Below are 26,605 nucleotides of genomic sequence, written 5' to 3' on the forward strand. Positions count from 1 at the left end.
CCTCCCGGTAGCCGTTTCCCCGGTCGAGGTCTTGCCCGGACAAACGAACGAGGGGCACATACGGGTGCCCGTATGTGCCCCTCCCAAGCGGCCGGAGGTCAGTCCCTGGCCTCCGCCAGCAGCTTCTGGATCCGGCTCACGCCCTCCACCAGGTCCTCGTCGCCCAGCGCGTACGACAGCCGCAGGTAGCCGGGCGTGCCGAACGCCTCACCCGGTACGACCGCGACCTCGGCCTCCTCCAGGATCAGCGCGGCCAGCTCGACCGAGTTCTGCGGGCGCTTGCCGCGGATCTCCTTGCCGAGCAGGGCCTTGACCGACGGGTAGGCGTAGAAGGCGCCCTCGGGCTCCGGGCAGAGCACGCCGTCGATCTCGTTCAGCATCCGCACGATCGTCTTGCGGCGCCGGTCGAACGCCTCGCGCATCTTCGCCACGGCCTCCAGGTCACCGGAGACGGCGGCGAGCGCGGCGGCCTGCGCGACGTTCGACACGTTCGAGGTGGCGTGCGACTGGAGGTTGGTCGCGGCCTTGACGACGTCCTTGGGGCCGATGACCCAGCCCACCCGCCAGCCGGTCATGGCGTACGTCTTCGCCACGCCGTTGACCACGATGCACTTGTCGCGCAGCTCGGGCAGCAGCGCGGGCAGGGAGACGGAGACGGCGTCGCCGTAGACCAGGTGCTCGTAGATCTCGTCGGTGAGCACCCACAGGCCGTGCTCCAGGGCCCAGCGGCCGATCGCCTCGGTCTCGGCCTCGGAGTACACCGCGCCGGTCGGGTTGGACGGGGAGACGAACAGCACGACCTTCGTCTTCTCCGTGCGCGCCGCCTCCAGCTGCTCGACGGAGACCCGGTAGCCGGTGGTCTCGTCGGCCACGACCTCCACCGGGACACCGCCCGCGAGGCGGATCGACTCCGGGTAGGTGGTCCAGTACGGCGCCGGGACGATGACCTCGTCGCCCGGATCGAGGATCGCGGCGAACGCCTCGTAGATCGCCTGCTTGCCGCCGTTGGTGACGAGGACCTGCGAGACGTCGGGCTCCCAGCCGGAGTCGCGCAGCGTCTTCGCGGCGATCGCGGCCTTCAGCTCGGGCAGTCCGCCGGCCGGCGTGTAGCGGTGGAACTTCGGGTTCTTGCAGGCCTCGATCGCGGCCTCGACGATGTAGTCCGGGGTCGGGAAGTCGGGCTCACCGGCACCGAAGCCGATCACCGGCCGCCCGGCGGCCTTCAGGGCCTTGGCCTTGGCGTCCACGGCGAGAGTGGCGGACTCGGAGATCGCGCCGACTCGGGCGGAGACCCGGCGCTCGGTGGGAGGGGTTGCAGCGCTCATGGAGCCCATGCTTCCAGACCGGAAATGCACCGGGCACACGGGTTTCACAGTCTGAACGGCTTCGGGTCGGGGCGTGAACGCGTATCCGAATACACCGCCCGGCCTGGACGATCTTCACCGCGCCGAGCACGGGCGGCCACTTTCTGTTCGACGCCGGGCCCGCGACCACGTACACTCTCACCTCGTTGGCCTCCAGCGGCCCGATGCGGCCGGTGCCACCGAGCACCCGCTCGGATGCGGTACGTTGGGGACACACAAAGGGTCGTAGCTCAATTGGTAGAGCACCGGTCTCCAAAACCGGCGGTTGGGGGTTCAAGTCCCTCCGGCCCTGCTACACACACCGCCAGGATGTGTGCGCTTGTACGTACAGCAATGCACCGCCGTGCGGCTCAGTAACCGGGCGCGGCACGGCCACGACCCGGGATCAGGTGAGGATTATGACGGACGCCGTGGGCTCCATCGACACGCCTGATGCCCAGGACGAAGTGCCTGAGGCCAAGAAGAAGGCCCGCAAGGGCGGCAAGCGCGCCAAGAAGGGTCCGCTGAAGCGGCTGGCCACCTTCTACCGCCAGATCATCGCGGAACTCCGCAAGGTCGTCTGGCCCTCGCGCAACCAGATGACGTCGTACACCACTGTGGTGATCTTCTTCGTCGCCATCATGATCGCGCTGGTGACCGTGATTGACTATGGGCTCAACCACGCGGCCAAGTACGTCTTCGGCTGAGCCAAGAGCGAAGGGCGCCGTGGCACCGGCGCCCGTTTTCGCATGTTCCACCCCTATGTATCCAGGAAGAAGCAGCCATCGTGTCTGACCCGAACCTGAACGACGACGCCACCGAGTCTCGCGGGAACGCTGCCGAGATGGTGGACGACGAGCTCGACATCGTCGAGGGCGCGGACGAGCAGGACGAGTTCGAGGCTGCCGAGGCCGAGGCGGGCGAGCCGGCCGAGGAGGCCGCGCTGCACACCGAGGACGCGGACGAAGCGGACGACGAGGCCGCCGAGGACGCCGAGGACGAGGACGCTGCCGTCGAGGACGCCGAGGACGAGGACGCTGCCGTCGAGGCCGCCGAGGAGGGCGACGAGGACGCCGCCGCCGAGGCCGTCGAGGAGGAGCCGGCCGCTCCGGTCGACCCCGTCCAGGCCCTGCGCGAGGAACTGCGCACCCTGCCCGGCGAGTGGTACGTCATCCACACGTACGCCGGCTACGAGAACCGCGTGAAGACCAACCTGGAGCAGCGCGCCGTCTCGCTGAACGTCGAGGACTACATCTTCCAGGCCGAGGTGCCGCAGGAAGAGGTCGTCCAGATCAAGAACGGCGACCGCAAGACGATCAAGCAGAACAAGCTGCCGGGTTACGTCCTGGTCCGCATGGACCTGACCAACGAGTCCTGGGGCGTCGTCCGCAACACGCCGGGCGTCACCGGCTTCGTGGGCAACGCGTACGACCCGTACCCGCTGACCCTGGACGAGATCGTCAAGATGCTCGCCCCGGAGGCCGAGGAGAAGGCCGCCCGCGAGGCCGCCGAGGCCGAGGGCAAGCCCGCCCCGCAGCGCAAGGTCGAGGTCCAGGTGCTGGACTTCGAGGTCGGCGACTCGGTCACCGTCACCGACGGCCCGTTCGCCACCCTCCAGGCGACGATCAACGAGATCAACGCCGACTCCAAGAAGGTCAAGGGCCTGGTGGAGATCTTCGGCCGCGAGACGCCGGTCGAGCTCTCCTTCGACCAGATCCAGAAGAACTAGTCCTTCTGGACCACCGCTTCCGAACAGGTCGGACGGGCTGATCGCAGCCTGTCTGACCTGCTCGGTTTTCAGCCGCGCATCTATACCCGTTATCGTTGTGCGGTATGCCTGCATCCGGGTCGTTCCCGGAAGCGGGCAGGACCCGAACCGAAAGGACCCGGAGAGCTATGCCTCCCAAGAAGAAGAAGGTCACGGGGCTCATCAAGCTCCAGATCCAGGCCGGTGCCGCCAACCCGGCTCCGCCGGTCGGCCCGGCGCTGGGTCAGCACGGCGTCAACATCATGGAGTTCTGCAAGGCCTACAACGCCGCGACCGAGTCGCAGCGTGGCTGGGTCATCCCGGTGGAGATCACGGTCTACGAGGACCGCTCCTTCACCTTCGTCACCAAGACGCCGCCGGCCGCCAAGATGATCCTCAAGGCCGCGGGTGTGGAGAAGGGCTCCGGCGAGCCGCACAAGACCAAGGTCGCCAAGATCACCGAGGCGCAGGTCCGCGAGATCGCCACGACCAAGATGCCCGACCTGAACGCGAACGACCTGGACGCCGCGGCGAAGATCATCGCCGGTACCGCGCGCTCCATGGGCGTCACGGTCGAGGGCTGACCACCACCAGCAGGTAATGCGGCCGCCGCCGGCCGCACGTGGCAGGGCCTGCTCGGCCCGGATACCACGACTCCTTACAGAACACACAGGAGCAAGTTGTGAGCAAGCGCAGCAAGGCTCTCCGCGCTGCGGACGCCAAGATCGACCGGGAGAAGCTGTACGCCCCGCTCGAGGCCGTCCGTCTCGCCAAGGAGACCTCCACGACCAAGTTCGACGGCACCGTCGAGGTCGCCTTCCGCCTGGGTGTCGACCCGCGCAAGGCCGACCAGATGGTCCGTGGCACCGTGAACCTTCCGCACGGCACCGGTAAGACCGCCCGGGTCCTGGTCTTCGCGACCGGTGACCGTGCCGAGGCCGCGCGTGCCGCGGGCGCCGACATCGTCGGCGCCGACGAGCTGATCGACGAGGTCTCGAAGGGCCGCCTGGACTTCGACGCCGTCGTCGCCACCCCGGACCTCATGGGCAAGGTCGGCCGCCTCGGCCGCGTCCTCGGCCCCCGTGGTCTGATGCCGAACCCGAAGACCGGCACCGTCACCCCCGACGTGGCCAAGGCCGTCACGGACATCAAGGGCGGCAAGATCGAGTTCCGCGTCGACAAGCACTCGAACCTGCACTTCATCATCGGCAAGGTGTCCTTCGACGACACCAAGCTGGTGGAGAACTACGGCGCCGCGCTGGAGGAGATCCTCCGTCTGAAGCCGTCCGCCGCCAAGGGTCGCTACATCAAGAAGGCCGCCATCACCACCACGATGGGCCCCGGCATCCAGCTCGACCCGAACCGCACCCGCAACCTCCTCGTCGAGGAGGACCCGGCCGCCGTCTGAGCCCCGAGCTCACCCGGTAGCCGCGTCCGGTACGCGTGACCGAAGGGCGGGCCCTGCAACCTTTGAGGTGCGGGGCCCGTCCTTTCTGTGTACGAGCTTGTCGTACGACGTGACTCTTGTATGGGGGTAGGACCAGATGACGAGCACCGCACGCCGGGTGACCCTTTCCGTGGCCGTGGTGGCAGCGCTGACCGGGGTGGCCGCGTGCGGCTCCTCGGACTCCGGGAAGGGCGGCGGCAAGGCGTCGGGTGACGGCACGGTCCACCTCAGCCCCGTCGCCGCCGTACTGCGCAGCGTCCAGCAGTCCACCGACAAGGCCGACTCGGCCAAGGTGCGCGCCGACATCTCCATGGGCGATGTCATGAAGCTGACGGAGAACGGCTCCTTCGACTGGAGGGACGGCCTCAAGGGCAACGTGACCGTCGACTACACCGGCGGCAAGATGGCCGAGATGATGAGCAAGGCCGGCAGCTCCAGCATGGCGATCCGCTACCTGCGGGACGGCTACTACGCGAAGATGAGCGACACCTTCGCCCGGCAGGCCGGGGGCGGCAAGCACTGGATCAAGTACGACTACGACTACCTGGCCAAGGCCGGCGGGGCGTCCGGAGCGTTCACGAAGGAGCAGCTCCAGTCGTCCACGCCGAACCAGTCGGTGAAGGTGCTGCTGGCCTCCGGGGACGTCAAGGAGGTCGGCCAGGAGACGGTCGACGGCACGCACACCCGGCACTACGCGGGCACCGTGGACGTGGCCGCCCTCGCGGGCCGGACCAGCAACCTCACCGCGGCCCAGCTCTCGGAGCTCAAGCAGCAGCTGACCAAGTCCGGGATCACCACCGAGACCGTCGACATCTGGATCAACGACCAGAACCTGCTGGTCAAGCAGAGCGTGAAGGCGGCCACCGCCAACGGCACGCTGACCACCACCGCCCACTACAGCGACTACGGCGTGCCGGTCTCCGCCGAGGCGCCGCCGGCCTCCGACACGCTGGACATCGCCGACATGATGAAGTCGGCCGGCGTCGATGCCCCCTCGGGCGGCACCACGTCCGGCGGCACCGGCCTCACCTCCTGATCCCGGCGGGCCGGCTCCCGATCCCCAGGGGACCGGGGACCGATTTGCTCCATGGCGCCCCGGTCCCGTACGCTCATCCCCGAAGCCAAAGACCGCTGGTCGTTGCCGCGCGCTCGCAGAGGGCGCGGTGGCCGAAGGATCCGCTGAAAAGTGGACGACCCGCGCAGGTGTCAGTGGAAGAACTCCCGGAGTGCGCGCGCCGAGCGCGTGTGCGGCCGGTCGAGTCCGCCCCGAGCGCCTGCGCCGGGGCGTTTCGTTTTACCCAGTCCTCCTTCGGGTCCGCGCGGTCCGAATCACCCGGAAGGAGGCCGAGGCTCTATGGCGAGGCCCGACAAGGCTGCCGCGGTTGCGGAGCTGACGGACAAGTTCCGCAGCTCCAACGCCGCCGTGCTGACCGAGTACCGCGGTCTCACCGTGGCGCAGCTCAAGACGCTGCGCCGGTCGCTCGGTGAGAACGCCCAGTACGCCGTGGTGAAGAACACGCTGACCAAGATTGCGGCCAACGAGGCCGGGATCGCGCTGGACGACCAGCTTTTCGCTGGTCCGACGGCCGTCGCCTTCGTCACCGGTGACCCGGTGGAGTCGGCGAAGGGTCTCCGTGACTTCGCCAAGGACAACCCGAATCTCGTCATCAAGGGCGGTGTCCTTGACGGCAAGGCGATGACCGCCGACGAGATCAAGAAGCTTGCGGACCTCGAGTCCCGCGAGGTTCTGCTCAGCAAGCTGGCCGGTGCCTTCAAGGGGAAGCAGTCCCAGGCTGCCTCTCTCTTCCAGGCGCTGCCGTCGAAGCTCGTCCGCACCGTGGACGCGCTGCGCGCCAAGCAGGCCGAGCAGGGCGGTGCCGAGTAATTCGGCTCGCTTTCTGACCCGCACCATCCGGCGCGGGTCGCAGCGGGCCGACGTACGCCCGCCTTACCCAGTACATCCGGCACCTGCCGATTGAGTGGAAGGACCGCCATCATGGCGAAGCTCACCCAGGACGAGCTGCTTGCCCAGTTCGAGGAGATGACCCTCATCGAGCTCTCCGAGTTCGTGAAGGCCTTCGAGGAGAAGTTCGACGTCACCGCCGCCGCTGCCGCGCCGGTCGTCGTCGCCGGTGGTGCCGCTGGTGGCGCCGCCGCCGAGGCCGCCGAGGAGAAGGACGAGTTCGACGTCATCCTCACCGGTGCCGGCGAGAAGAAGATCCAGGTCATCAAGGTCGTGCGCGAGCTGACCTCCCTCGGCCTGAAGGAGGCCAAGGACCTGGTGGACGGCACCCCGAAGCCCGTCCTCGAGAAGGTCAACAAGGAGGCCGCGGACAAGGCTGCCGAGGCCCTCAAGGGCGCCGGCGCCTCCGTCGAGGTCAAGTAAGACCTCACGGGTCCGCAGGACTCGAACGCGCGCTGAGATCGGCCCTGTAGGGCTGTAACGCGAACGCACCGAGAAGCGATCATCCATCCGGGTGGTCGCTTTTCGGCGTATGCGGAGGGTGACCGCGGTTGCCTTGCGCTCGCGGTGGCGAGAGGTATGGTGATCTTCGTCGTGTCTCCGGACGGCCCGCTTCCGGGTGGGAGGCTCTTGACGAACCGCACGCAGCGCGCAATTCTCAGGACGCGTCGTCACAAGGATCCGAATCCGAGGCATGGATCGACGACGAAGAGGGCAGTATCAACGTGCGTTGAAGGGCAGCATGCCGAGGGCGTTGACAAGAGCGGTGAGCACAGCGAGGGTCTCGACAAACCCGCACTGGACATCAGTGTGCCAAGTGGCTACACTGACCCTTTGCGCTGCCTGTTAGCTGTCCCCTGCCCGTCACCAGGGGTCTGCCCTCACTCAAGCATCGATGACCGATCCCCCTGACCTGGGGTTTCCGTCTCCGTGCTGGAGGGAGGGGCCGGTACGCGCGTAGTGAGTCCGAGCCCTCGGAAGGACCCCCTCTTGGCCGCCTCGCGCAACGCCTCGACCGCGAATACGAACAACGGCGCAAGCACCGCCCCGCTGCGCATTTCCTTTGCAAAGATCAAGGAGCCTCTCGAGGTTCCGAACCTGCTCGCGCTGCAGACCGAGAGCTTTGACTGGCTGCTCGGCAACACCGCCTGGCAGAGTCGGGTCGAGGAGGCTCTGGAGAACGGCCAGGACGTCCCCACCAAGTCCGGTCTGGAGGAGATCTTCGAGGAGATCTCCCCGATCGAGGACTTCTCCGGGTCGATGTCGCTGACGTTCCGGGACCACCGCTTCGAGCCGCCGAAGAACTCCATCGACGAGTGCAAGGAGCGCGACTTCACGTACGCCGCTCCCCTCTTCGTCACCGCCGAGTTCACCAACAACGAGACCGGTGAGATCAAGTCCCAGACGGTCTTCATGGGCGACTTCCCGCTCATGACGAACAAGGGCACCTTCGTCATCAACGGCACCGAGCGTGTCGTGGTGTCTCAGCTGGTCCGTTCCCCCGGTGTCTACTTCGACTCCTCCATCGACAAGACGTCCGACAAGGACATCTTCTCCGCCAAGATCATCCCGTCGCGGGGTGCCTGGCTGGAGATGGAGATCGACAAGCGCGACATGGTCGGTGTGCGTATCGACCGCAAGCGCAAGCAGTCGGTCACCGTCCTTCTGAAGGCCCTCGGCTGGACCACCGAGCAGATCCTCGAAGAGTTCGGCGACTACGAGTCGATGCGCGCCACCCTGGAGAAGGACCACACCCAGGGCCAGGACGACGCGCTGCTCGACATCTACCGCAAGCTGCGTCCGGGCGAGCCCCCCACGCGCGAGGCCGCGCAGACGCTCCTTGAGAACCTCTACTTCAACCCGAAGCGCTACGACCTCGCCAAGGTCGGCCGCTACAAGGTCAACAAGAAGCTGGGCGCCGACGCCCCGCTGGACGCGGGCATCCTGACCGTCGAGGACATCATCTCGACGATCAAGTACCTGGTGCAGCTGCACGCCGGCGAGACCGAGACCACGGGTGCCAACGGCGACACGATCGTCGTCGAGACCGACGACATCGACCACTTCGGCAACCGCCGTCTGCGCAGCGTCGGCGAGCTCATCCAGAACCAGGTCCGCACGGGTCTGGCCCGTATGGAGCGCGTCGTGCGCGAGCGCATGACGACCCAGGACGTCGAGGCGATCACGCCGCAGACCCTGATCAACATCCGGCCGGTCGTCGCCTCCATCAAGGAGTTCTTCGGCACCAGCCAGCTGTCGCAGTTCATGGACCAGAACAACCCGCTGTCGGGTCTCACCCACAAGCGCCGTCTGTCGGCCCTTGGTCCGGGTGGTCTCTCCCGTGAGCGGGCCGGCTTCGAGGTCCGTGACGTGCACCCCTCGCACTACGGCCGCATGTGCCCGATCGAGACGCCCGAAGGCCCGAACATCGGTCTGATCGGCTCGCTCGCCTCCTACGGCCGGGTCAACGCGTTCGGTTTCGTCGAGACCCCGTACCGCAAGGTCATCGACGGCCAGGTCACCGACGAGGTCGACTACCTGACCGCCGACGAGGAGGACCGCTTCGTCATCGCGCAGGCCAACGCCCCGCTGACGGACGACCTCCGCTTCGCCGAGGCCCGCGTGCTGGTCCGCCGCCGCGGCGGCGAGGTCGACTACGTCGGCGGCGAGGACGTGGACTACATGGACGTCTCGCCGCGCCAGATGGTGTCGGTCGCGACGGCCATGATCCCCTTCCTGGAGCACGACGACGCCAACCGTGCCCTCATGGGCGCGAACATGATGCGTCAGGCCGTTCCGCTGATTAAGTCCGAGGCCCCGCTCGTCGGCACCGGCATGGAGTACCGCTCCGCCGTCGACGCCGGCGACGTGGTCAAGGCCGAGAAGGCGGGTGTGGTCCAGGAGGTCTCCGCGGACTACATCACCACGGCGAACGACGACGGCACGTACATCACGTACCGCCTGCACAAGTTCTCCCGCTCCAACCAGGGCACCTCGGTCAACCAGAAGGTCATCGTCAACGAGGGTGACCGGATCATCGAGGGCCAGGTCCTCGCCGACGGTCCGGCCACCGAGAACGGCGAGATGGCCCTCGGCAAGAACCTGCTCGTGGCGTTCATGCCGTGGGAGGGTCACAACTACGAGGACGCGATCATCCTGTCGCAGCGCCTCGTGCAGGACGACGTCCTCTCCTCGATCCACATCGAGGAGCACGAGGTCGACGCCCGTGACACCAAGCTCGGCCCCGAGGAGATCACGCGGGACATCCCGAACGTCTCCGAGGAGGTCCTCGCCGACCTGGACGAGCGCGGCATCATCCGCATCGGTGCCGAGGTCATCGCCGGCGACATCCTCGTCGGCAAGGTCACGCCCAAGGGCGAGACCGAGCTGACCCCGGAGGAGCGCCTGCTGCGCGCCATCTTCGGCGAGAAGGCCCGTGAGGTCCGCGACACCTCGCTGAAGGTGCCGCACGGCGAGACCGGCAAGGTCATCGGCGTGCGCGTCTTCGACCGCGAGGAGGGCGACGAGCTGCCGCCGGGCGTGAACCAGCTGGTCCGCGTCTACGTCGCGCAGAAGCGCAAGATCACCGACGGTGACAAGCTCGCCGGCCGCCACGGCAACAAGGGTGTCATCTCCAAGATCCTGCCGATCGAGGACATGCCGTTCCTGGAGGACGGCACCCCGGTCGACATCATCCTCAACCCGCTGGGTGTGCCGTCCCGAATGAATCCGGGACAGGTCCTGGAGATCCACCTCGGCTGGCTCGCCAGCCGCGGCTGGGACGTCTCCGGTCTCGCCGACGACTGGGCCCAGCGCCTGCAGGCCATCGGCGCCGACAAGGTCGCCCCGCGCACCAACGTCGCCACCCCGGTGTTCGACGGTGCCCGCGAGGACGAGCTGGCGGGTCTGCTCCAGCACACCATCCCGAACCGCGACGGCGAGCGCATGGTGCTCCCGTCCGGCAAGGCGCGGCTGTTCGACGGCCGCAGCGGTGAGCCGTTCCCGGACCCGATCTCGGTCGGCTACATGTACATCCTGAAGCTGCACCACCTGGTCGACGACAAGCTGCACGCGCGCTCGACCGGTCCGTACTCGATGATCACCCAGCAGCCGCTGGGTGGTAAGGCGCAGTTCGGTGGCCAGCGCTTCGGCGAGATGGAGGTGTGGGCCCTCGAGGCCTACGGCGCCGCGTACGCCCTCCAGGAGCTGCTGACCATCAAGTCCGACGACGTCACCGGCCGCGTGAAGGTCTACGAGGCCATCGTCAAGGGCGAGAACATCCCCGAGCCCGGCATCCCCGAGTCCTTCAAGGTGCTCATCAAGGAGATGCAGTCGCTCTGCCTGAACGTGGAGGTGCTGTCCAGCGACGGTATGTCCATCGAGATGCGTGACACCGACGAGGATGTCTTCCGCGCTGCGGAGGAGCTCGGTATCGACCTGTCCCGGCGCGAGCCGAGCAGCGTCGAAGAGGTCTGACGGGAGTCCGGCGGGGCCCTCACCCACAGGGCCCCGCCGACCCCCAGGCCCCCGTTTCAGACCACAGACTTAACGACCCTGAGAGGGATTGACGCATAGTGCTCGACGTCAACTTCTTCGACGAGCTCCGGATCGGCCTGGCCACCGCTGACGACATCCGTCAGTGGAGCCACGGCGAGGTCAAGAAGCCCGAGACGATCAACTACCGCACCCTGAAGCCCGAAAAGGACGGACTCTTCTGCGAGAAGATCTTCGGTCCGACGCGGGACTGGGAGTGCTACTGCGGCAAGTACAAGCGCGTCCGCTTCAAGGGCATCATCTGCGAGCGCTGTGGCGTCGAGGTCACGCGCGCCAAGGTGCGCCGTGAGCGGATGGGCCACATCGAGCTGGCCGCTCCCGTCACCCACATCTGGTACTTCAAGGGCGTCCCGTCCCGCCTGGGCTACCTGCTGGACCTCGCCCCGAAGGACCTGGAGAAGGTCATCTACTTCGCGGCGTACATGATCACGTACGTCGACGAGGAGCGTCGTACCCGCGACCTGCCCTCCCTGGAGGCGCACGTCTCGGTCGAGCGCCAGCAGATCGAGAACCGCCGCGACGCCGACCTGGAGGCCCGCGCCAAGAAGCTCGAGTCCGACCTGGCCGAGCTGGAGGCCGAGGGCGCCAAGGCCGACGTGCGCCGCAAGGTGCGCGAGGGTGCCGAGCGCGAGATGAAGCAGCTGCGCGACCGTGCGCAGCGCGAGATCGACCGCCTCGACGAGGTGTGGAACCGGTTCAAGAACCTCAAGGTCCAGGACCTGGAGGGCGACGAGCTGCTCTACCGCGAGCTGCGCGACCGTTTCGGCACGTACTTCGACGGTTCGATGGGTGCCGCGGCGCTGCAGAAGCGCCTGGAGTCCTTCGACCTGGAGGAAGAGGCCGAGAAGCTCCGCGAGATCATCCGCACCGGCAAGGGCCAGAAGAAGACCCGCGCCCTCAAGCGGCTGAAGGTCGTCTCCGCGTTCCTCCAGACCTCCAACAGCCCCAAGGGCATGGTCCTGGACTGCGTCCCGGTCATCCCGCCGGACCTGCGTCCGATGGTGCAGCTGGACGGTGGCCGCTTCGCGACCTCCGACCTGAACGACCTGTACCGCCGTGTCATCAACCGCAACAACCGCCTGAAGCGGCTTCTCGACCTCGGCGCGCCCGAGATCATCGTGAACAACGAGAAGCGCATGCTCCAGGAGGCGGTCGACGCCCTCTTCGACAACGGCCGCCGCGGCCGCCCGGTGACGGGCCCCGGCAACCGTCCGCTGAAGTCCCTCAGCGACATGCTGAAGGGCAAGCAGGGCCGTTTCCGCCAGAACCTGCTCGGCAAGCGTGTCGACTACTCGGCGCGTTCCGTCATCGTCGTCGGCCCGCAGCTCAAGCTGCACCAGTGCGGTCTGCCCAAGGCGATGGCGCTGGAGCTGTTCAAGCCGTTCGTGATGAAGCGCCTGGTCGACCTGAACCACGCGCAGAACATCAAGTCGGCCAAGCGCATGGTCGAGCGCGGCCGCACCGTGGTGTACGACGTCCTCGAAGAGGTCATCGCCGAGCACCCGGTGCTGCTGAACCGTGCGCCCACCCTGCACCGTCTCGGCATCCAGGCCTTCGAGCCGCAGCTGGTCGAGGGCAAGGCCATCCAGATCCACCCGCTCGTCTGCACCGCGTTCAACGCGGACTTCGACGGTGACCAGATGGCCGTGCACCTGCCGCTGTCCGCGGAGGCGCAGGCCGAGGCCCGCATCCTGATGCTGTCCTCGAACAACATCCTCAAGCCGGCCGACGGCCGCCCGGTGACGATGCCGACCCAGGACATGGTCCTCGGTCTGTTCTTCCTCACCACCGACGGCGAGCTGCGCGACGTCAAGGGCGAGGGCCGCGCGTTCGGCTCCACGGCCGAGGCGACGATGGCGTTCGACGCCGGCGAGCTGTCCCTCCAGGCGTCGGTCGACATCCGCTTCCCGGTGGGCACCATCCCGCCGCGCGGCTGGACCCCGCCGGCCCGCGAGGAGGGCGAGCCCGAGTGGCAGCCGGGGGACTCGTTCCGCCTGCGCACCACCCTGGGCCGGGCGCTGTTCAACGAGCTGCTGCCCGAGGACTACCCGTTCGTCGACTACTCGGTGGGCAAGAAGCAGCTCGGCGAGATCGTCAACGACCTGGCGGAGCGCTACCCCAAGGTCATCGTGGCGGCGACGCTCGACAACCTGAAGGCGGCCGGCTTCTACTGGGGCACCCGCTCCGGTGTCACCGTGGCCATCTCCGACGTCGTCGTCCCCGAGGCGAAGAAGGCCATCGTCGCGGGCTACGAGGCCCAGGACGAGAAGGTCCAGAAGCAGTACGAGCGCGGTCTGATCACCAAGGAAGAGCGCACTCAGGAACTCATCGCGATCTGGACCAAGGCGACCAACGAGGTCGCCGAGGCGATGAACGAGAACTTCCCCAAGACCAACCCCATCTTCATGATGGTCGACTCGGGTGCCCGAGGAAACATGATGCAGATGCGGCAGATCGCCGGTATGCGCGGTCTGGTGTCGAACGCGAAGAACGAGACCATCCCGCGTCCGATCAAGGCCTCGTTCCGTGAGGGCCTGTCCGTGCTGGAGTACTTCATCTCCACCCACGGTGCCCGTAAGGGTCTGGCGGACACCGCTCTGCGTACCGCCGACTCGGGTTACCTCACCCGTCGTCTGGTCGACGTCTCCCAGGACGTCATCATCCGCGAGGAGGACTGCGGCACCGAGCGCGGCCTCAAGCTGGCGATCGCCGAGCGCGGCGAGGACGGTGTCCTGCGCAAGACGGGCAACGTCGAGACGTCGGTGTACGCGCGCTGCCTCGCCGAGGACATCGTGGTCGACGGCAAGGTGCTGGCCCCGGCCGGCACCGACCTCGGCGACGTGCTCATCGACGAGCTGGTCAAGCACGGTGTGGAGACGGTCAAGACCCGCTCGGTCCTGACCTGCGAGTCCGCCGTCGGCACCTGCGCGATGTGCTACGGCCGTTCGCTGGCCACCGGCAAGCTGGTCGACATCGGTGAGGCGGTCGGCATCATCGCCGCCCAGTCCATCGGTGAGCCCGGTACCCAGCTGACGATGCGTACCTTCCACACCGGTGGTGTGGCCGGTGACGACATCACCCAGGGTCTGCCGCGTGTCGTCGAGCTGTTCGAGGCCCGTACCCCGAAGGGTGTCGCCCCGATCTCCGAGGCCTCCGGCCGGGTGCGGATCGAGGAGACGGAGAAGACGAAGAAGATCGTCGTCACTCCGGACGACGGCAGCGACGAGACGGCCTTCCCGATCTCGAAGCGTGCCAAGGTCCTGGTCCGCGAGGGCGAGCACGTCGAGGTGGGCCAGCAGCTCACCGTGGGTGCCACCAACCCGCACGACGTGCTGCGCATCCTGGGTCAGCGTGCCGTCCAGGTCCACCTGGTCGGCGAGGTCCAGAAGGTCTACAACTCGCAGGGTGTGTCGATCCACGACAAGCACATCGAGATCATCATCCGGCAGATGCTGCGCCGGGTGACGATCATCGAGTCGGGCGACGCGGAGCTGCTGCCCGGCGAGCTGGTCGAGCGCTCGAAGTTCGAGACCGAGAACCGTCGTGTGGTCCAGGAGGGCGGTCACCCGGCCTCCGGTCGTCCGCAGCTGATGGGTATCACCAAGGCCTCGCTGGCGACGGAGTCCTGGCTGTCGGCCGCCTCCTTCCAGGAGACGACCCGAGTCCTGACGGATGCGGCGATCAACGCCAAGTCCGACAGCCTCATCGGCCTCAAGGAGAACGTCATCATCGGTAAGCTCATCCCGGCCGGTACGGGTCTGTCCCGCTACCGCAACATCCGGGTGGAGCCGACCGAGGAGGCCAAGGCCGCGATGTACTCGGCCGTCGGCTACGACGACATCGACTACTCGCCGTTCGGCACGGGCTCCGGCCAGGCCGTTCCGCTGGAGGACTACGACTACGGTCCGTACAACCAGTAAGCGGGCAGTCTGAAGCAGTCGCTCTGAAGGGCGGCCGCTCCCCTCGGGGGCGGCCGCCCTTCGGCGTGTCTGCCGCCGCAGGGACCAGGACCGGCGGGGACGCGGAGCGGCAGGGGCCTCGACCGGCACGGGGCCGCGCCGGCCCCGTGCCGCGGGAGCCGCCGAGGAGCGGCCGTGCGGCCGTACTCGCCTCCGTACGGCTCGCCGCGGTCATGCGGTCGCCGGGGCCTGGCCGCGACCGCGACGGCGCCCGTACGGCGCTCGCCGGCGGCAGGCGCGGAGCGGCCCGGCGCCGTGCGCTCCGCTCGCGGGAAGTCACTCAGGTGGGTGAACATGGAGCGTGTCAAGCCCCGGCGTGTCGGGGGCGGCTTCATTTGTTTTGACCACAGCGAATGAGCTAGGTACCCTCAGACCTTGTGCCTGGGGTGTGCCCTGGCTGCTGTGCGTGCCTTGAAACCGTATGGCGAGCCTCGAACGGCCACCGTAATTCGCGCCCTTCTCGCCTTGCGGCGGGAGTCTGGCGGATTCGACACACCCGACCGCGTGGGTCGGAGGCGTTCCAGGTTAGCTTTACCTATTCGGCACACAGAAACCGGAGAAGTAGTGCCTACGATCCAGCAGCTGGTCCGTAAGGGCCGGCAGGACAAGGTCGAGAAGAACAAGACGCCCGCACTCGAGGGTTCCCCTCAGCGCCGCGGCGTCTGCACGCGTGTGTTCACGACCACCCCGAAGAAGCCGAACTCGGCCCTGCGTAAGGTCGCGCGTGTGCGTCTGACCAGCGGGATCGAGGTCACCGCTTACATTCCGGGTGAGGGCCACAACCTCCAGGAGCACTCCATCGTGCTCGTGCGCGGCGGCCGTGTGAAGGACCTGCCGGGTGTTCGCTACAAGATCATCCGCGGCTCCCTCGACACCCAGGGTGTCAAGAACCGCAAGCAGGCCCGCAGCCGCTACGGCGCCAAGAAGGAGAAGTAAGAATGCCTCGTAAGGGCCCCGCCCCGAAGCGCCCGGTCATCATCGACCCGGTGTACGGCTCTCCTCTGGTGACCTCCCTCATCAACAAGGTGCTGCTGAACGGCAAGCGCTCCACCGCCGAGCGCATCGTCTACGGCGCCATGGAGGGTCTGCGTGAGAAGACGGGCAACGACCCGATCATCACGCTGAAGCGCGCGCTGGAGAACATCAAGCCGACCCTCGAGGTCAAGTCCCGCCGTGTCGGTGGTGCGACGTACCAGGTTCCGATCGAGGTCAAGCCCGGTCGCGCCAACACGCTCGCGCTGCGCTGGCTCGTCGGTTACTCCCGCGCCCGTCGCGAGAAGACCATGACCGAGCGTCTGCTCAACGAGCTTCTCGACGCGTCCAACGGCCTCGGCGCCGCTGTGAAGAAGCGCGAGGACACCCACAAGATGGCCGAGTCCAACAAGGCCTTCGCGCACTACCGCTGGTAGTCGCTACCCACATCGAGACCGAGAGAAGACTGAAGCCTTATGGCTACCACTTCACTTGACCTGGCCAAGGTCCGCAACATCGGGATCATGGCCCACATCGACGCGGGCAAGACGACCACCACCGAGCGGATCCTGTTCTACACCGGTGTGTCCTACAAGATCGGTGAGGTCCACGACGGCGCTGCCACCATGGACTGGATGGAGCAGGAGCAGGAGCGTGGCATCACGATCACCTCTGCTGCCACCACCTGTCACTGGTCGCTGGAAGACGTCGACCACACCATCAACATCATCGACACGCCGGGTCACGTCGACTTCACCGTCGAGGTGGAGCGTTCCCTGCGCGTGCTCGACGGTGCCGTGACGGTGTTCGACGGCGTCGCCGGCGTTGAGCCCCAGTCCGAGACGGTGTGGCGTCAGGCGGACCGCTACGGCGTTCCGCGCATCTGCTTCGTCAACAAGCTCGACCGCACCGGTGCCGAGTTCCACCGCTGCGTCGACATGATCGTCGACCGTCTGGGCGCCCAGCCGCTGGTCATGCAGCTGCCGATCGGTGCCGAGGCGGACTTCAAGGGCGTCGTCGACCTGGTGACGATGAAGGCCTACGTGTGGTCCGCCGAGGCCACCAAGGGCGAGATGTACGACACCGTCGACATCCCGGACACCCACACCGAGGCTGCCGAGGAGTACCGCGGCAAGCTGATCGAGGCCGTGGCCGAGAACGACGAAGAGATCATGGAGCTGTACCTGGAGGGCGAGGAGCCTTCCGTGGAGCAGCTGTACGCCGCGATCCGTCGTATCACCATCGCGTCCGGCAAGGGCGTCGGCACCACGGTCACCCCGGTGTTCTGCGGTACCGCGTTCAAGAACAAGGGCGTCCAGCCCCTGCTCGACGCGGTCGTGCGCTACCTGCCGTCGCCGGTCGACATCGAGGCCATCGAGGGCCACGACGTCAAGGACCCGGAGACGGTCGTCAAGCGCAAGCCGTCCGACGACGAGCCGCTGTCGGCGCTGGCGTTCAAGATCATGAGCGACCCGCACCTCGGCAAGCTCACCTTCGTCCGCGTGTACTCCGGCCGCCTGGAGTCCGGCACCGCCGTGCTGAACTCCGTCAAGGGCCGCAAGGAGCGCATCGGCAAGATCTACCGCATGCACGCCAACAAGCGTGAGGAGATCGAGTCGGTGGGCGCCGGCGACATCGTCGCCGTCATGGGTCTGAAGCAGACCACGACCGGCGAGACGCTGTGCGACGAGAAGAACCCGGTGATCCTGGAGTCCATGGACTTCCCGGCGCCGGTCATCGAGGTCGCGATCGAGCCCAAGTCCAAGGGCGACCAGGAGAAGCTGGGTGTCGCCATCCAGCGTCTCGCGGAGGAGGACCCCTCCTTCCAGGTGCACACCAACGAGGAGACCGGCCAGACCGTCATCGGCGGTATGGGCGAGCTTCACCTCGAGGTGCTGGTCGACCGGATGAAGCGCGAGTTCAAGGTCGAGGCCAACGTCGGCAAGCCGCAGGTGGCCTACCGCGAGACGATCCGCAAGGCCGTCGAGCGCGTCGACTACACCCACAAGAAGCAGACCGGTGGTACCGGTCAGTTCGCGAAGGTGCAGATCGGCATCGAGCCGATCGAGGGCGGCGACACCTCGTACGAGTTCGTGAACAAGGTGACCGGTGGCCGCATCCCGAAGGAGTACATCCCTTCGGTGGACGCCGGTGCGCAGGAGGCCATGCAGTTCGGCATCCTGGCCGGCTACGAGATGACCGGTGTCCGTGTCATCCTTCACGACGGTGCCTTCCACGAGGTCGACTCCTCCGAGCTCGCCTTCAAGATCGCCGGTTCGCAGGCCTTCAAGGAGGCCGCGCGCAAGGCTTCGCCCGTGCTCCTGGAGCCGATGATGGCCGTCGAGGTCACCACGCCCGAGGACTACATGGGTGAGGTCATCGGCGACATCAACTCCCGCCGTGGCCAGATCCAGGCCATGGAGGAGCGGGCTGGTGCCCGCGTCGTGAAGGGCCTCGTGCCCCTGTCGGAGATGTTCGGCTACGTCGGCGACCTCCGCAGCAAGACGTCGGGTCGCGCAAGCTACTCGATGCAGTTCGACTCCTACGCCGAGGTTCCGCGGAACGTCGCCGAGGAGATCATCGCGAAGGCCAAGGGCGAGTAACGCACCGCGTTCGCACGCTTTAGGCTTGACTCCGGAGCCTCAAGGGGCATTCAGCCGCATACCAGGATGAATGCCCTGGGTTCCGGGCTATCCAGCAAAGATCACCTGGCGCCGATGAGTAAGGCGTACAGAACCACTCCACAGGAGGACCCCAGTGGCGAAGGCGAAGTTCGAGCGGACTAAGCCGCACGTCAACATCGGCACCATCGGTCACATCGACCACGGTAAGACGACCCTCACGGCCGCCATTACCAAGGTGCTGCACGACGCGTACCCGGAGCTGAACGAGGCCACCCCGTTCGACAACATCGACAAGGCGCCCGAGGAGCGCCAGCGCGGTATCACCATCTCCATCGCGCACGTCGAGTACCAGACCGAGGCGCGTCACTACGCCCACGTCGACTGCCCGGGTCACGCGGACTACATCAAGAACATGATCACCGGTGCCGCGCAGATGGACGGCGCGATCCTGGTGGTCGCCGCCACCGACGGCCCGATGCCGCAGACCAAGGAGCACGTGCTCCTGGCCCGCCAGGTCGGCGTTCCGTACATCGTCGTCGCCCTGAACAAGGCCGACATGGTGGACGACGAGGAGATCATGGAGCTCGTCGAGCTCGAGGTCCGTGAGCTTCTCTCCGAGTACGAGTTCCCGGGCGACGACCTGCCGGTCGTCCGTGTCTCCGCGCTGAAGGCCCTCGAGGGCGACGCGCAGTGGACCCAGTCCGTCCTGGACCTCATGAACGCCGTCGACACCGCGATTCCGGAGCCGGAGCGCGACGTCGACAAGCCGTTCCTGATGCCGATCGAGGACGTCTTCACGATCACCGGTCGCGGTACGGTCGTCACCGGCCGTATCGAGCGTGGTGTCCTCAAGGTCAACGAGACCGTCGACATCATCGGCATCAAGACCGAGAAGACCACCACCACGGTCACCGGCATCGAGATGTTCCGCAAGCTGCTCGACGAGGGCCAGGCCGGTGAGAACGTCGGTCTGCTGCTCCGCGGTATCAAGCGCGAGGACGTCGAGCGCGGCCAGGTCATCATCAAGCCGGGCTCGGTCACCCCGCACACCGAGTTCGAGGCGCAGGCCTACATCCTGTCCAAGGACGAGGGTGGCCGCCACACGCCGTTCTTCAACAACTACCGTCCGCAGTTCTACTTCCGTACGACGGACGTGACGGGCGTTGTGACCCTCCCCGAGGGCACCGAGATGGTCATGCCGGGCGACAACACCGAGATGACCGTCCAGCTGATCCAGCCGGTCGCCATGGAAGAGGGCCTGAAGTTCGCCATCCGTGAGGGTGGTCGCACCGTGGGCGCCGGCCAGGTCACCAAGATCGTCAAGTAAGTTCCGCTTGCTTGAAGGTCACTGACTGACCCTGGAGAGGCCCGTACGACTTCGGTCGTGCGGGCCTCTTCGTCGTACCCTCTGCGTGTCACCGCTCCCGTACGACCGTCCGATCGTCCGACGAAAGCGAGCCCGTGAGCGCTCTCCCGCCCGCCGAAGGCCCCGACGAGTCCCCGTCCGACGAGCAGTGGGAGGCGTTCCTGCGGGACGCGATGGCGGGCGGTGGCGCGGGTGCCCCCAAGGAGCCGTCGGCACGGGACCGGCTGGCGGCCGTCCGGGTACGACGCCCGCGTCGGCCGAGGCGCCCCCGGCCGGTGACCGCCTGGCTGGCGAACGCGGCGCCCTGGGCGGCGGCCGCGGCGGTGGTCGCCTTCGGCGCTTTCCAGCTGGGCCTCTTCCCGCGCTCCGCGCCGTCCGCACCGGCCGCCGGGCCCGCCTTTGGACCGGCCAGGGCGGTGTCCCTGCCCGGCGGCGGGACCTCCGACGGCGACCGGTGCGGCACCAGGGGCTACCACTACTTCCCGCTGACGGCGGGCGCGACCGAGACGGCGGCCGTGGCCGCGCCCGCTGCCGGGCCGTCGTCCAGCGGTCCGCGGTTGTCGCTGAGCCACTACGGCTACGCGGAGGGCCCCGACGGCGAGGGCCGCCTGTTCATCGGGCTGCGCTTCACCGCTCCCGGTACCGGAAAGCCGCTCCGGCTCTCGCGCACGCTCGGCGGCGAGGGGGTGGCCGTGGAGATCGAGAGCCCGGACGGCCTGGTGGCTGGCGCCCACGGCCTGCCCGTCGCCTGGGCCTCCGCCGCTGTCCGGTCGGGCGCCTCCGTGGACGTGGGCGACGGGAGCGGCGGTGAGGTCGTCCTCCCCGCCCGGGCCCTGTGCCCCGGCCACGACGGCAAGTCCGTGGCGAAGTCCCTGGTACCGCCCACCGACTCCGCCGGCACCGTCACCGGCCGCCCGCCCTACCGCCTGGTCGTCGCCCTGCGCGACCCGGCGATAGGCACCCTGCGCACCTCCCTGGGCCTCCCGGCGGGCGGCGGCCTGCTCAGCGCGGAGAACCTGGCCCCGGACGCGCGTTCCTGACCCCGGAAACGGCCAGGGGCGGCGGGGGACACCACTGGCGGCCACCGGTCTTCGCCGGCGGTCTCCTCCGCGATGTCACCCGCCGCCCCCGCGGCGCGTCCTCGATCAGTTCACCGACTTGCTCCTGGCCAGGGAGACCACGGCGGTCTGGGTCGCCGTCACGGTGTCGCCGTAGGCCGGGTCGGTGGCGGTGGCCTGCGCGTCGACCTCGGCGTCGCCCTTCTGGAACGGGGTCGTGCCGGTGGGCTCGGCCGTGGCCGTCCAGGCGGCCGGGGTGCCCGGCGCGCAGGCGACCGTCGTGGCGTACGAGCCCTTGATCAGGACCCGCTTGGCGACCTGGGTGATGGTGCCGGACACGTTCACGGTGGCCGGCGCGTTGCAGCTGACGGTGCCGCCGATGGTGGCCTTGCCGTTCAGCGTGCTCGCCGTGCCCTTCACGGCGACGGAGACACCGAGGTCCAGCTCGGCCGGCGGCGCCGGGTTGTCGATGTGCACCTCACCGCGGAGCGCGGCGGTGCCGCCCTCGCAGTGCTGCTCGTAGGTGGCGTCCAGCTTCTGCACGTACCCGTGCGGCCCGAAGGTCACGTCGGCGACGTGGAACGAGCCGGTCAGGGTGTTGCAGCCGCGGCCGTTGCCGTCCACTGAAAGTCCGGGCTCGGACGCGGAGTTGAACGGGTAGCGGGTGGCACCGGTGTAGTCGCCGGGCGCGAGCGCCCGACCGCCCGGCGCGGCCAGGTCCAGGTACCACCAGTCGCCGTTCGCGCCGCTGACGTCGACGGATATGTGGCTGTGGTCGTCGGAGGCGAAGACGTTCAGACCGTCCCCGGACGCCGGAGAGTAGGAGTAGGACTGGCCGCCGCTGATGTAGTCGCCCTCGTCGCCGCTGAACGCGAGCGAGCCCGCGGAGACGGTCTGGGCCTGCGCCGCGGGGCCGCTCAGCAGGCCGGTGGTGGCACCGGCACAGGCCAGCGTCAGGGCGAAGACGGTGGAGAGACGGGCGAGGCGGGAGCCGCGGGACGGAATGACCAGGAGACGTGACATGTGGTACCCCCCAGGTACACGTGCACAGACGTTGCCGGTGTGGGCAGGCGGAAGCGTGTCGCCTCCGCCGCCGGTTGTGACCGCTGTGGATCGTGACACAGGCCACTGACAGCGACCCACCGGTTTTACCGCCGCAGCAGGACCAACTCGCGCAGCAGGAGCGGGGGATCGAGACGGGCGAGGGAGCCGGACAGGCCGTCGAGGAAGACGACGCGGCCCTGGTTGTTGTGCACGTAGACCAGGTTTCCGCTGATCTCGTGGCCCCTGATCTGGCGGCGCACCCATACGACCCCCCGCGTGCCGGGCCCCGGCTCCGCGACCGCCCCGGCCACGTCGTCCCAGCCGCTCACGCCGACCGGCTCGAACTCCGGGAAGTACCGCCGTCCGAGCCGCTGCCACCAGCCGGGGGCCTCGTGGAAGGGGCGCCAGGGCAGGGCGCTCACCGGTGTCCCGTCGATCCCGCAGTGCACGGCGACGAGGCAGCCGCGCGCGTGCAGATGCCCTCCGTCCGCGCGCCGGGCCGCCGTGCCGGGCGCCTCCAGGTCGGCGAGCGGGTCGCCGGGGGAGGGGTGGAAGGGCGTGCCGCCGTCCTTCGGCACCACGACGGAGGCCGCGAGCATGGGTTCCTCGGGGAAACCGGGCTGGGGGACCGCCCGGCAGGCCAGCAGCCAGGCGGCGCTCGTCTCGTACACCGGCTCCCGGTTCAGCGGCACGGCCAGCTCGACCAGGCCGCCGTAGACGTCCCGCAGCCACGCGGCGGCGCGCGCCCAGGGACCGTCCGCCCGCGGTCCCTCCGCCGCCCGCATCGCCAGGTACTGCTCCACCGGCATGTGCGTGGGCGACCAGTGGGCCCCCGTACCGTCGTGCGGCACCACGACGAGGGAGCTGAACGGGGCCTGCGCCGGGTCCCCGGTGTCCAGATGCTCCCGGAAGTCGAAGCGGACCGTCCAGGCGTACGGGTGCCACGCGGCCGTCTCCGGCAGCACCACGACGGAATCCGCGCGCGCCGGATACATGGTCGTCCGCAGCCATCGCCCGGCCGCCGCCACGGCTTCCTCTCGGGTCCCCATCCAGCCCCCTCCTCTACGATGCGGCGTCATGTCCATACCCAACACCCGGGGCACACCGTACGGCGGCCGCGTCGCCCCGCCGCTCCCCGCGAGGGGTCTACGGCCCCGCGGTATCTGGTACGTCGTGGCGGCGCTGCTCGGCCTCGTCCTGGTCGGCGCCGGCATCGCGTTCGGCGTGCTGGCGGTCAAGGACACGGTGCACATGGTCGACACGGCACGGACGTTCACCGGCGGCGAGCAGCGCACCTTCGGCTTCACGCGGGGCAAGGCCCGGACGATCTACGTCTCCCGGTCCGCGCCGGGCCACGTCGACTGCCGCGTCCCGCGGGCCCTCGCCGACTCCCTGACCCAGCCGTCCGGCACCTTCCGCGTCACTCTCGGCGCCCGCTCCTGGGAACGTGTCTTCGAGTTCACTCCGAAGACCACCGGCGACTTCCCCGTCGTCTGCACCTCGGATGTCCCCGCCGCCCACTTCGCCCTCGGCGACAAGCCCCGGATACGGGGCATGGCCGTCGGCATGCTCGCGGCCGTCGGCTGCTTCCTCACGGCGGCCCTCGCGGTCCCGGCCATCTGCGTCGTGACCGCGATCCGCCGCGGCCGCCACCGCCGCCGGCTGATGGCTCCGCCGATGCCGCCGGCGTGACGCCTGCGACGCGGTGGAGAAGCCGTCCGGCAGCCGTTGGTGGCGCTTCCACCCGGAGTCGGCGAAGGTCGACGGGGTCGCCGTCGCTCAACTTCCCCCTGGGGCATGGGTATTTGCTACGGTGACGCGGTCACGCCAGATCGGCATACGGGGGTTGTCATCGTGACGGGAAGCAGCGGCGGGCCCGATCTCGCGTCCTCGCCCGCGGAGAAGACGGCCGCGGCGAACGCGCTCCACAACGACATCGAGCCGGACACCAGGACGGCGGGGGCCTGGGCGGACGACGAGACGAGCGCGGTGGTGAAGGCGTTCGACGCGAAGGACGGGCACGGCTGGCTCACGTCCGGCGCCGTCGGCAAGGCGCACAAGATCTGGGGCGAGCAGGTGCAGAACCTGGTGAACCAGTTGTCCGGAGACGAATCGGCTCTCCGGACGAACACCACTGCGCTGTTCGGTACGGACGTCGCAGTGGGCGACGGGACGCGCAAGGTGTCGGTGTTCGACGGGTATTCACCGCCGCCGGCGAACTGACGCGACCGGGTCCGCTCGTACGCCACCGCATTGCAACGGGGAACCATGCCGACGTACCACGAGATACTGACGACGGACCTGTCCACGCTCACCACGGCCGCCACACGCTGGGACGGCATGGCGACGGAGCTCGGCAAGCAGGAGACCGCCTACCGGAACGACGTGCACGGCATCACCCTGCGCCCGACCTGGGCGGGGGAGAGCCAGCAGACCGCCAACGCGCGCTTCGGGATCCGGCTCACGGAGTTCCAGAACGCCCAGACCGAGGCCAGGGCCATCGCCTCGCTACTGCGTGACGCCCACACCCAGTTCGTGGACCTGCGGGGGAAATTGGAGTCGGCTCGGGACGAGGCGGTCGCCAAGGGCATGAAGGTGTCGGACCAGGGCGTGGTCTCGTACGACACCGGGAAGCTGAGCCAGGACGCGCGGACGGCCTACGTGCACGACCCCTCCTACCAGGACAGCGTCCGCGAGGCCGTCGCCTCCTGGCAGGCCCGCATCGACCAGTGCGTGAAGGACGTGGACGACGCCGACAAGGGCGTCGAGGTCGCCTTCACGGCCGTGGTGAAGGGCCCGGAAACGGGCTTCGGCAAGGTCCCTGACTTCAACGGCAAGGCCCGGGGCGACATCGAGAAGTACGAAGCCGACGAGGGCAGGGACATCGCGCGGCGCGTCAACGCGGGCAACGCCTCGGCGGCCGACTACAAGGAGCTGCAGCGCCTCTTCCACGACAACTCCGGTGACAAGGCGTTCAGCCAGACCCTGCTGGACGAGCTGGGCGCCAAGGGCACTCTCCAGCTCTCCAACAGCCTCGACGGCCTCGCCCATCACGGCGACAAGCAGCACAGCGGCCAGTACCTGGACATCCAGAAGGGGCTCGCCACGACACTGGCGACCGCGACCCGGGACACGGACTCGTCCTTCTACCAGAAGTTCCGCGCGGACATGCGGAAGGCCGGAACCGAGCAGTTCACCATCGACGGCCTCAGCCCCATCCCGGACGAGAAGGTCCGCGGCTACCAGAGTCTCGTCACCCTGATGCAGCAAGGAGGCGGCTACAACGGGAAGTTCCTGGAGGACACCGCCGACGACATCCGGCACGCGGAGGAGTCGTACGTGTCCAAGGGCGACAACCCGAGCGAGTCCATCTGGGGCCTGCGGGACGAGTTCAGCGGCACGGACCGGGGCTGGTTCGCCAACGACCCGCTCGACGGCGTGCTCGGCATCATGTCGCACGACCCGAGGACGAGCACCGACTACCTGGACCCGGCCCACAACGACAACCTGCAGTACCTGCTGCACGGCCGGGACTGGGACACGGTCGTGGACCACTACGCGACCCCGCCCGGCGGTACGACGGTCGGCATTCCCGTCATGGCGGAGGACGGCGACGTCCGCAAGGGCTTCGGCGCGGCCCTGGAGGCCGCCACGACCGGCCAGGCGCCCGGTGACTACCACCCGATCGGCGGCCACAGCGAGCCGCAGGCCCGCATCCTCCAGCAGACGATCAACACGCTGTACACCGACAAGCACGCCCAGGACCTGCCGAAGAACCTCGTCCAGCCGCTGGCCCACATCATGACGTCGTACACGGCCGACACCCACGAGACCTACGCGGAGTCGTCGTCGAAGTACGACATCGACTGGGACAGTCCGGGTTCCGTCTGGAGCGACAAGGACGGCGCGCACCTGGCCGTGGGGCACCAGCGGCTCGCCGCCGTCATGCGCGGTATCGCCAACGACCCGGAGGCGTTCGGGCACGTCTACGGCGCCGAGCAGCAGTACGCCCACCACGTGCTGGACTCGATCCCGCCGGACGCCGGCGACAAGACGATCCGGGACCGCATCGTGGAGTCGTCCCGTGCCATGGGCGCCTACGACGGCATACGGTCGGACATCATCTACGACGAGCGGTTCAAGAAGACGCAGTGGGCCGCCGACTTCAACCACGGCCTGGGCACCTCCCTCGGCACGGCGCTGATGTTCAACCCGGTCAAGGACCTCAGCCCCGTGGGAGACCTCAGCCAGAAGGCGCTCGACGTGTGGGCGTACGAGTCGAACAAGGAGCACGTGGCGGAGGCGAACCTCGCCGCGACCGAGCAGAACGCCCAGACCTACGACGCCGGCCAGCACGACGTCGAGAAGCTGGTCAGGTCATGGGCGGACAGCCGCGGTCACGCCGTCGACAGCGACTGGACGAAGTACTACGTCCACGCGGGTCAGGACGACTACGCGCACGGACGGGACCGGACCCTGAGCACGCTGCGCGCGGACCGCTGACCGGCGGGCGACGGCCTTCGACGAA

The 26,605-nt window shown here is 68.2% G+C and carries 20 protein-coding genes and 1 tRNA gene; 18 read left to right on the top strand and 3 right to left on the bottom strand.

What is annotated here, in order from left to right:
- Positions 1 to 98 precede the first annotated feature (98 nt).
- On the bottom strand, positions 99 to 1,325 hold the full coding sequence (locus ACZ7EC_RS16775) for a pyridoxal phosphate-dependent aminotransferase (RefSeq protein ID WP_471063171.1): 1,227 nt from the start codon (positions 1,323 to 1,325) through the stop codon (positions 99 to 101).
- A 258-nt stretch (positions 1,326 to 1,583) separates the two neighbouring features.
- Between ACZ7EC_RS16775 and ACZ7EC_RS16780 the strand changes: the two genes are divergently transcribed.
- The 15 genes from ACZ7EC_RS16780 (at position 1,584) to ACZ7EC_RS16850 (ending at position 21,015) form a co-directional block, all read left to right on the top strand.
- Positions 1,584 to 1,656: transfer RNA gene (locus ACZ7EC_RS16780), tRNA-Trp, on the top strand.
- A gap of 106 nt (positions 1,657 to 1,762) precedes the next feature.
- Positions 1,763 to 2,050 (top strand): preprotein translocase subunit SecE, encoded by a 288-nt coding sequence (gene secE / locus ACZ7EC_RS16785; protein ID WP_397984512.1) that lies wholly within the window; start codon positions 1,763 to 1,765, stop codon positions 2,048 to 2,050.
- A gap of 80 nt (positions 2,051 to 2,130) precedes the next feature.
- A complete protein-coding gene (gene nusG, locus ACZ7EC_RS16790; protein WP_471063173.1) occupies positions 2,131 to 3,072 on the top strand; it encodes a transcription termination/antitermination protein NusG in 942 nt (313 codons plus the stop codon).
- Positions 3,073 to 3,239: 167 nt separating this feature from the next.
- Positions 3,240 to 3,674 (top strand): 50S ribosomal protein L11, encoded by a 435-nt coding sequence (gene rplK / locus ACZ7EC_RS16795; RefSeq protein ID WP_046419431.1) that lies wholly within the window; start codon positions 3,240 to 3,242, stop codon positions 3,672 to 3,674.
- Positions 3,675 to 3,772: 98 nt separating this feature from the next.
- Positions 3,773 to 4,498: a 50S ribosomal protein L1 gene (gene rplA / locus ACZ7EC_RS16800; protein WP_145482786.1), complete on the top strand. Its 726-nt coding sequence runs from the start codon at positions 3,773 to 3,775 to the stop codon at positions 4,496 to 4,498.
- Positions 4,499 to 4,634: 136 nt separating this feature from the next.
- Complete coding sequence (locus ACZ7EC_RS16805; protein ID WP_471063176.1) at positions 4,635 to 5,573, top strand: SCO4651 family lipoprotein; 939 nt, start codon at positions 4,635 to 4,637, stop codon at positions 5,571 to 5,573.
- Positions 5,574 to 5,891: 318 nt separating this feature from the next.
- On the top strand, positions 5,892 to 6,422 hold the full coding sequence (gene rplJ / locus ACZ7EC_RS16810; RefSeq protein WP_366667759.1) for a 50S ribosomal protein L10: 531 nt from the start codon (positions 5,892 to 5,894) through the stop codon (positions 6,420 to 6,422).
- Positions 6,423 to 6,533: 111 nt separating this feature from the next.
- On the top strand, positions 6,534 to 6,923 hold the full coding sequence (gene rplL / locus ACZ7EC_RS16815) for a 50S ribosomal protein L7/L12 (protein WP_412824445.1): 390 nt from the start codon (positions 6,534 to 6,536) through the stop codon (positions 6,921 to 6,923).
- Between the two features lie 567 nt (positions 6,924 to 7,490).
- On the top strand, positions 7,491 to 10,976 hold the full coding sequence (rpoB, locus tag ACZ7EC_RS16820; RefSeq protein ID WP_397984508.1) for a DNA-directed RNA polymerase subunit beta: 3,486 nt from the start codon (positions 7,491 to 7,493) through the stop codon (positions 10,974 to 10,976).
- Between the two features lie 98 nt (positions 10,977 to 11,074).
- A complete protein-coding gene (locus ACZ7EC_RS16825; RefSeq protein ID WP_471063179.1) occupies positions 11,075 to 14,974 on the top strand; it encodes a DNA-directed RNA polymerase subunit beta' in 3,900 nt (1,299 codons plus the stop codon).
- A 603-nt stretch (positions 14,975 to 15,577) separates the two neighbouring features.
- A complete protein-coding gene (rpsL, locus tag ACZ7EC_RS16830; RefSeq protein WP_003948652.1) occupies positions 15,578 to 15,949 on the top strand; it encodes a 30S ribosomal protein S12 in 372 nt (123 codons plus the stop codon).
- A gap of 2 nt (positions 15,950 to 15,951) precedes the next feature.
- Complete coding sequence (gene rpsG, locus ACZ7EC_RS16835; protein ID WP_003992340.1) at positions 15,952 to 16,422, top strand: 30S ribosomal protein S7; 471 nt, start codon at positions 15,952 to 15,954, stop codon at positions 16,420 to 16,422.
- Between the two features lie 39 nt (positions 16,423 to 16,461).
- Complete coding sequence (gene fusA / locus ACZ7EC_RS16840; protein WP_397984506.1) at positions 16,462 to 18,588, top strand: elongation factor G; 2,127 nt, start codon at positions 16,462 to 16,464, stop codon at positions 18,586 to 18,588.
- Between the two features lie 154 nt (positions 18,589 to 18,742).
- Positions 18,743 to 19,936: an elongation factor Tu gene (gene tuf / locus ACZ7EC_RS16845; RefSeq protein ID WP_471063180.1), complete on the top strand. Its 1,194-nt coding sequence runs from the start codon at positions 18,743 to 18,745 to the stop codon at positions 19,934 to 19,936.
- Positions 19,937 to 20,070: 134 nt separating this feature from the next.
- A complete protein-coding gene (locus tag ACZ7EC_RS16850) occupies positions 20,071 to 21,015 on the top strand; it encodes a hypothetical protein (protein WP_471063183.1) in 945 nt (314 codons plus the stop codon).
- Positions 21,016 to 21,120: 105 nt separating this feature from the next.
- On the opposite strand, the gene ACZ7EC_RS16855 is transcribed toward ACZ7EC_RS16850, so the two are convergent.
- Positions 21,121 to 22,056 carry a hypothetical protein gene (locus tag ACZ7EC_RS16855; RefSeq protein ID WP_471063185.1) on the bottom strand — a complete coding sequence of 312 codons (936 nt, stop codon included), beginning with the start codon at positions 22,054 to 22,056 and terminating at the stop codon, positions 21,121 to 21,123.
- A gap of 125 nt (positions 22,057 to 22,181) precedes the next feature.
- Positions 22,182 to 23,126 carry a toxin glutamine deamidase domain-containing protein gene (locus tag ACZ7EC_RS16860; RefSeq protein WP_471063187.1) on the bottom strand — a complete coding sequence of 315 codons (945 nt, stop codon included), beginning with the start codon at positions 23,124 to 23,126 and terminating at the stop codon, positions 22,182 to 22,184.
- 28 nt (positions 23,127 to 23,154) lie between these two features.
- On the opposite strand from ACZ7EC_RS16860, the gene ACZ7EC_RS16865 reads away from it, so the two are divergent.
- From ACZ7EC_RS16865 to ACZ7EC_RS16875, 3 genes are all read left to right on the top strand, one after another.
- The gene (locus ACZ7EC_RS16865) at positions 23,155 to 23,769 is read left to right on the top strand and encodes a serine/arginine repetitive matrix protein 2 (protein WP_471063189.1); all 615 of its coding nucleotides are present in this window, start codon (positions 23,155 to 23,157) and stop codon (positions 23,767 to 23,769) included.
- Positions 23,770 to 23,931: 162 nt separating this feature from the next.
- A complete protein-coding gene (locus ACZ7EC_RS16870) occupies positions 23,932 to 24,300 on the top strand; it encodes a hypothetical protein (protein ID WP_471063191.1) in 369 nt (122 codons plus the stop codon).
- 45 nt (positions 24,301 to 24,345) lie between these two features.
- Entirely contained in the window at positions 24,346 to 26,580 is a 2,235-nt protein-coding gene (locus ACZ7EC_RS16875) for a hypothetical protein (RefSeq protein ID WP_471063192.1), read from the top strand.
- Positions 26,581 to 26,605 lie beyond the last annotated feature (25 nt).

This window comes from Streptomyces sp. NPDC037203, assembly GCF_055605065.1.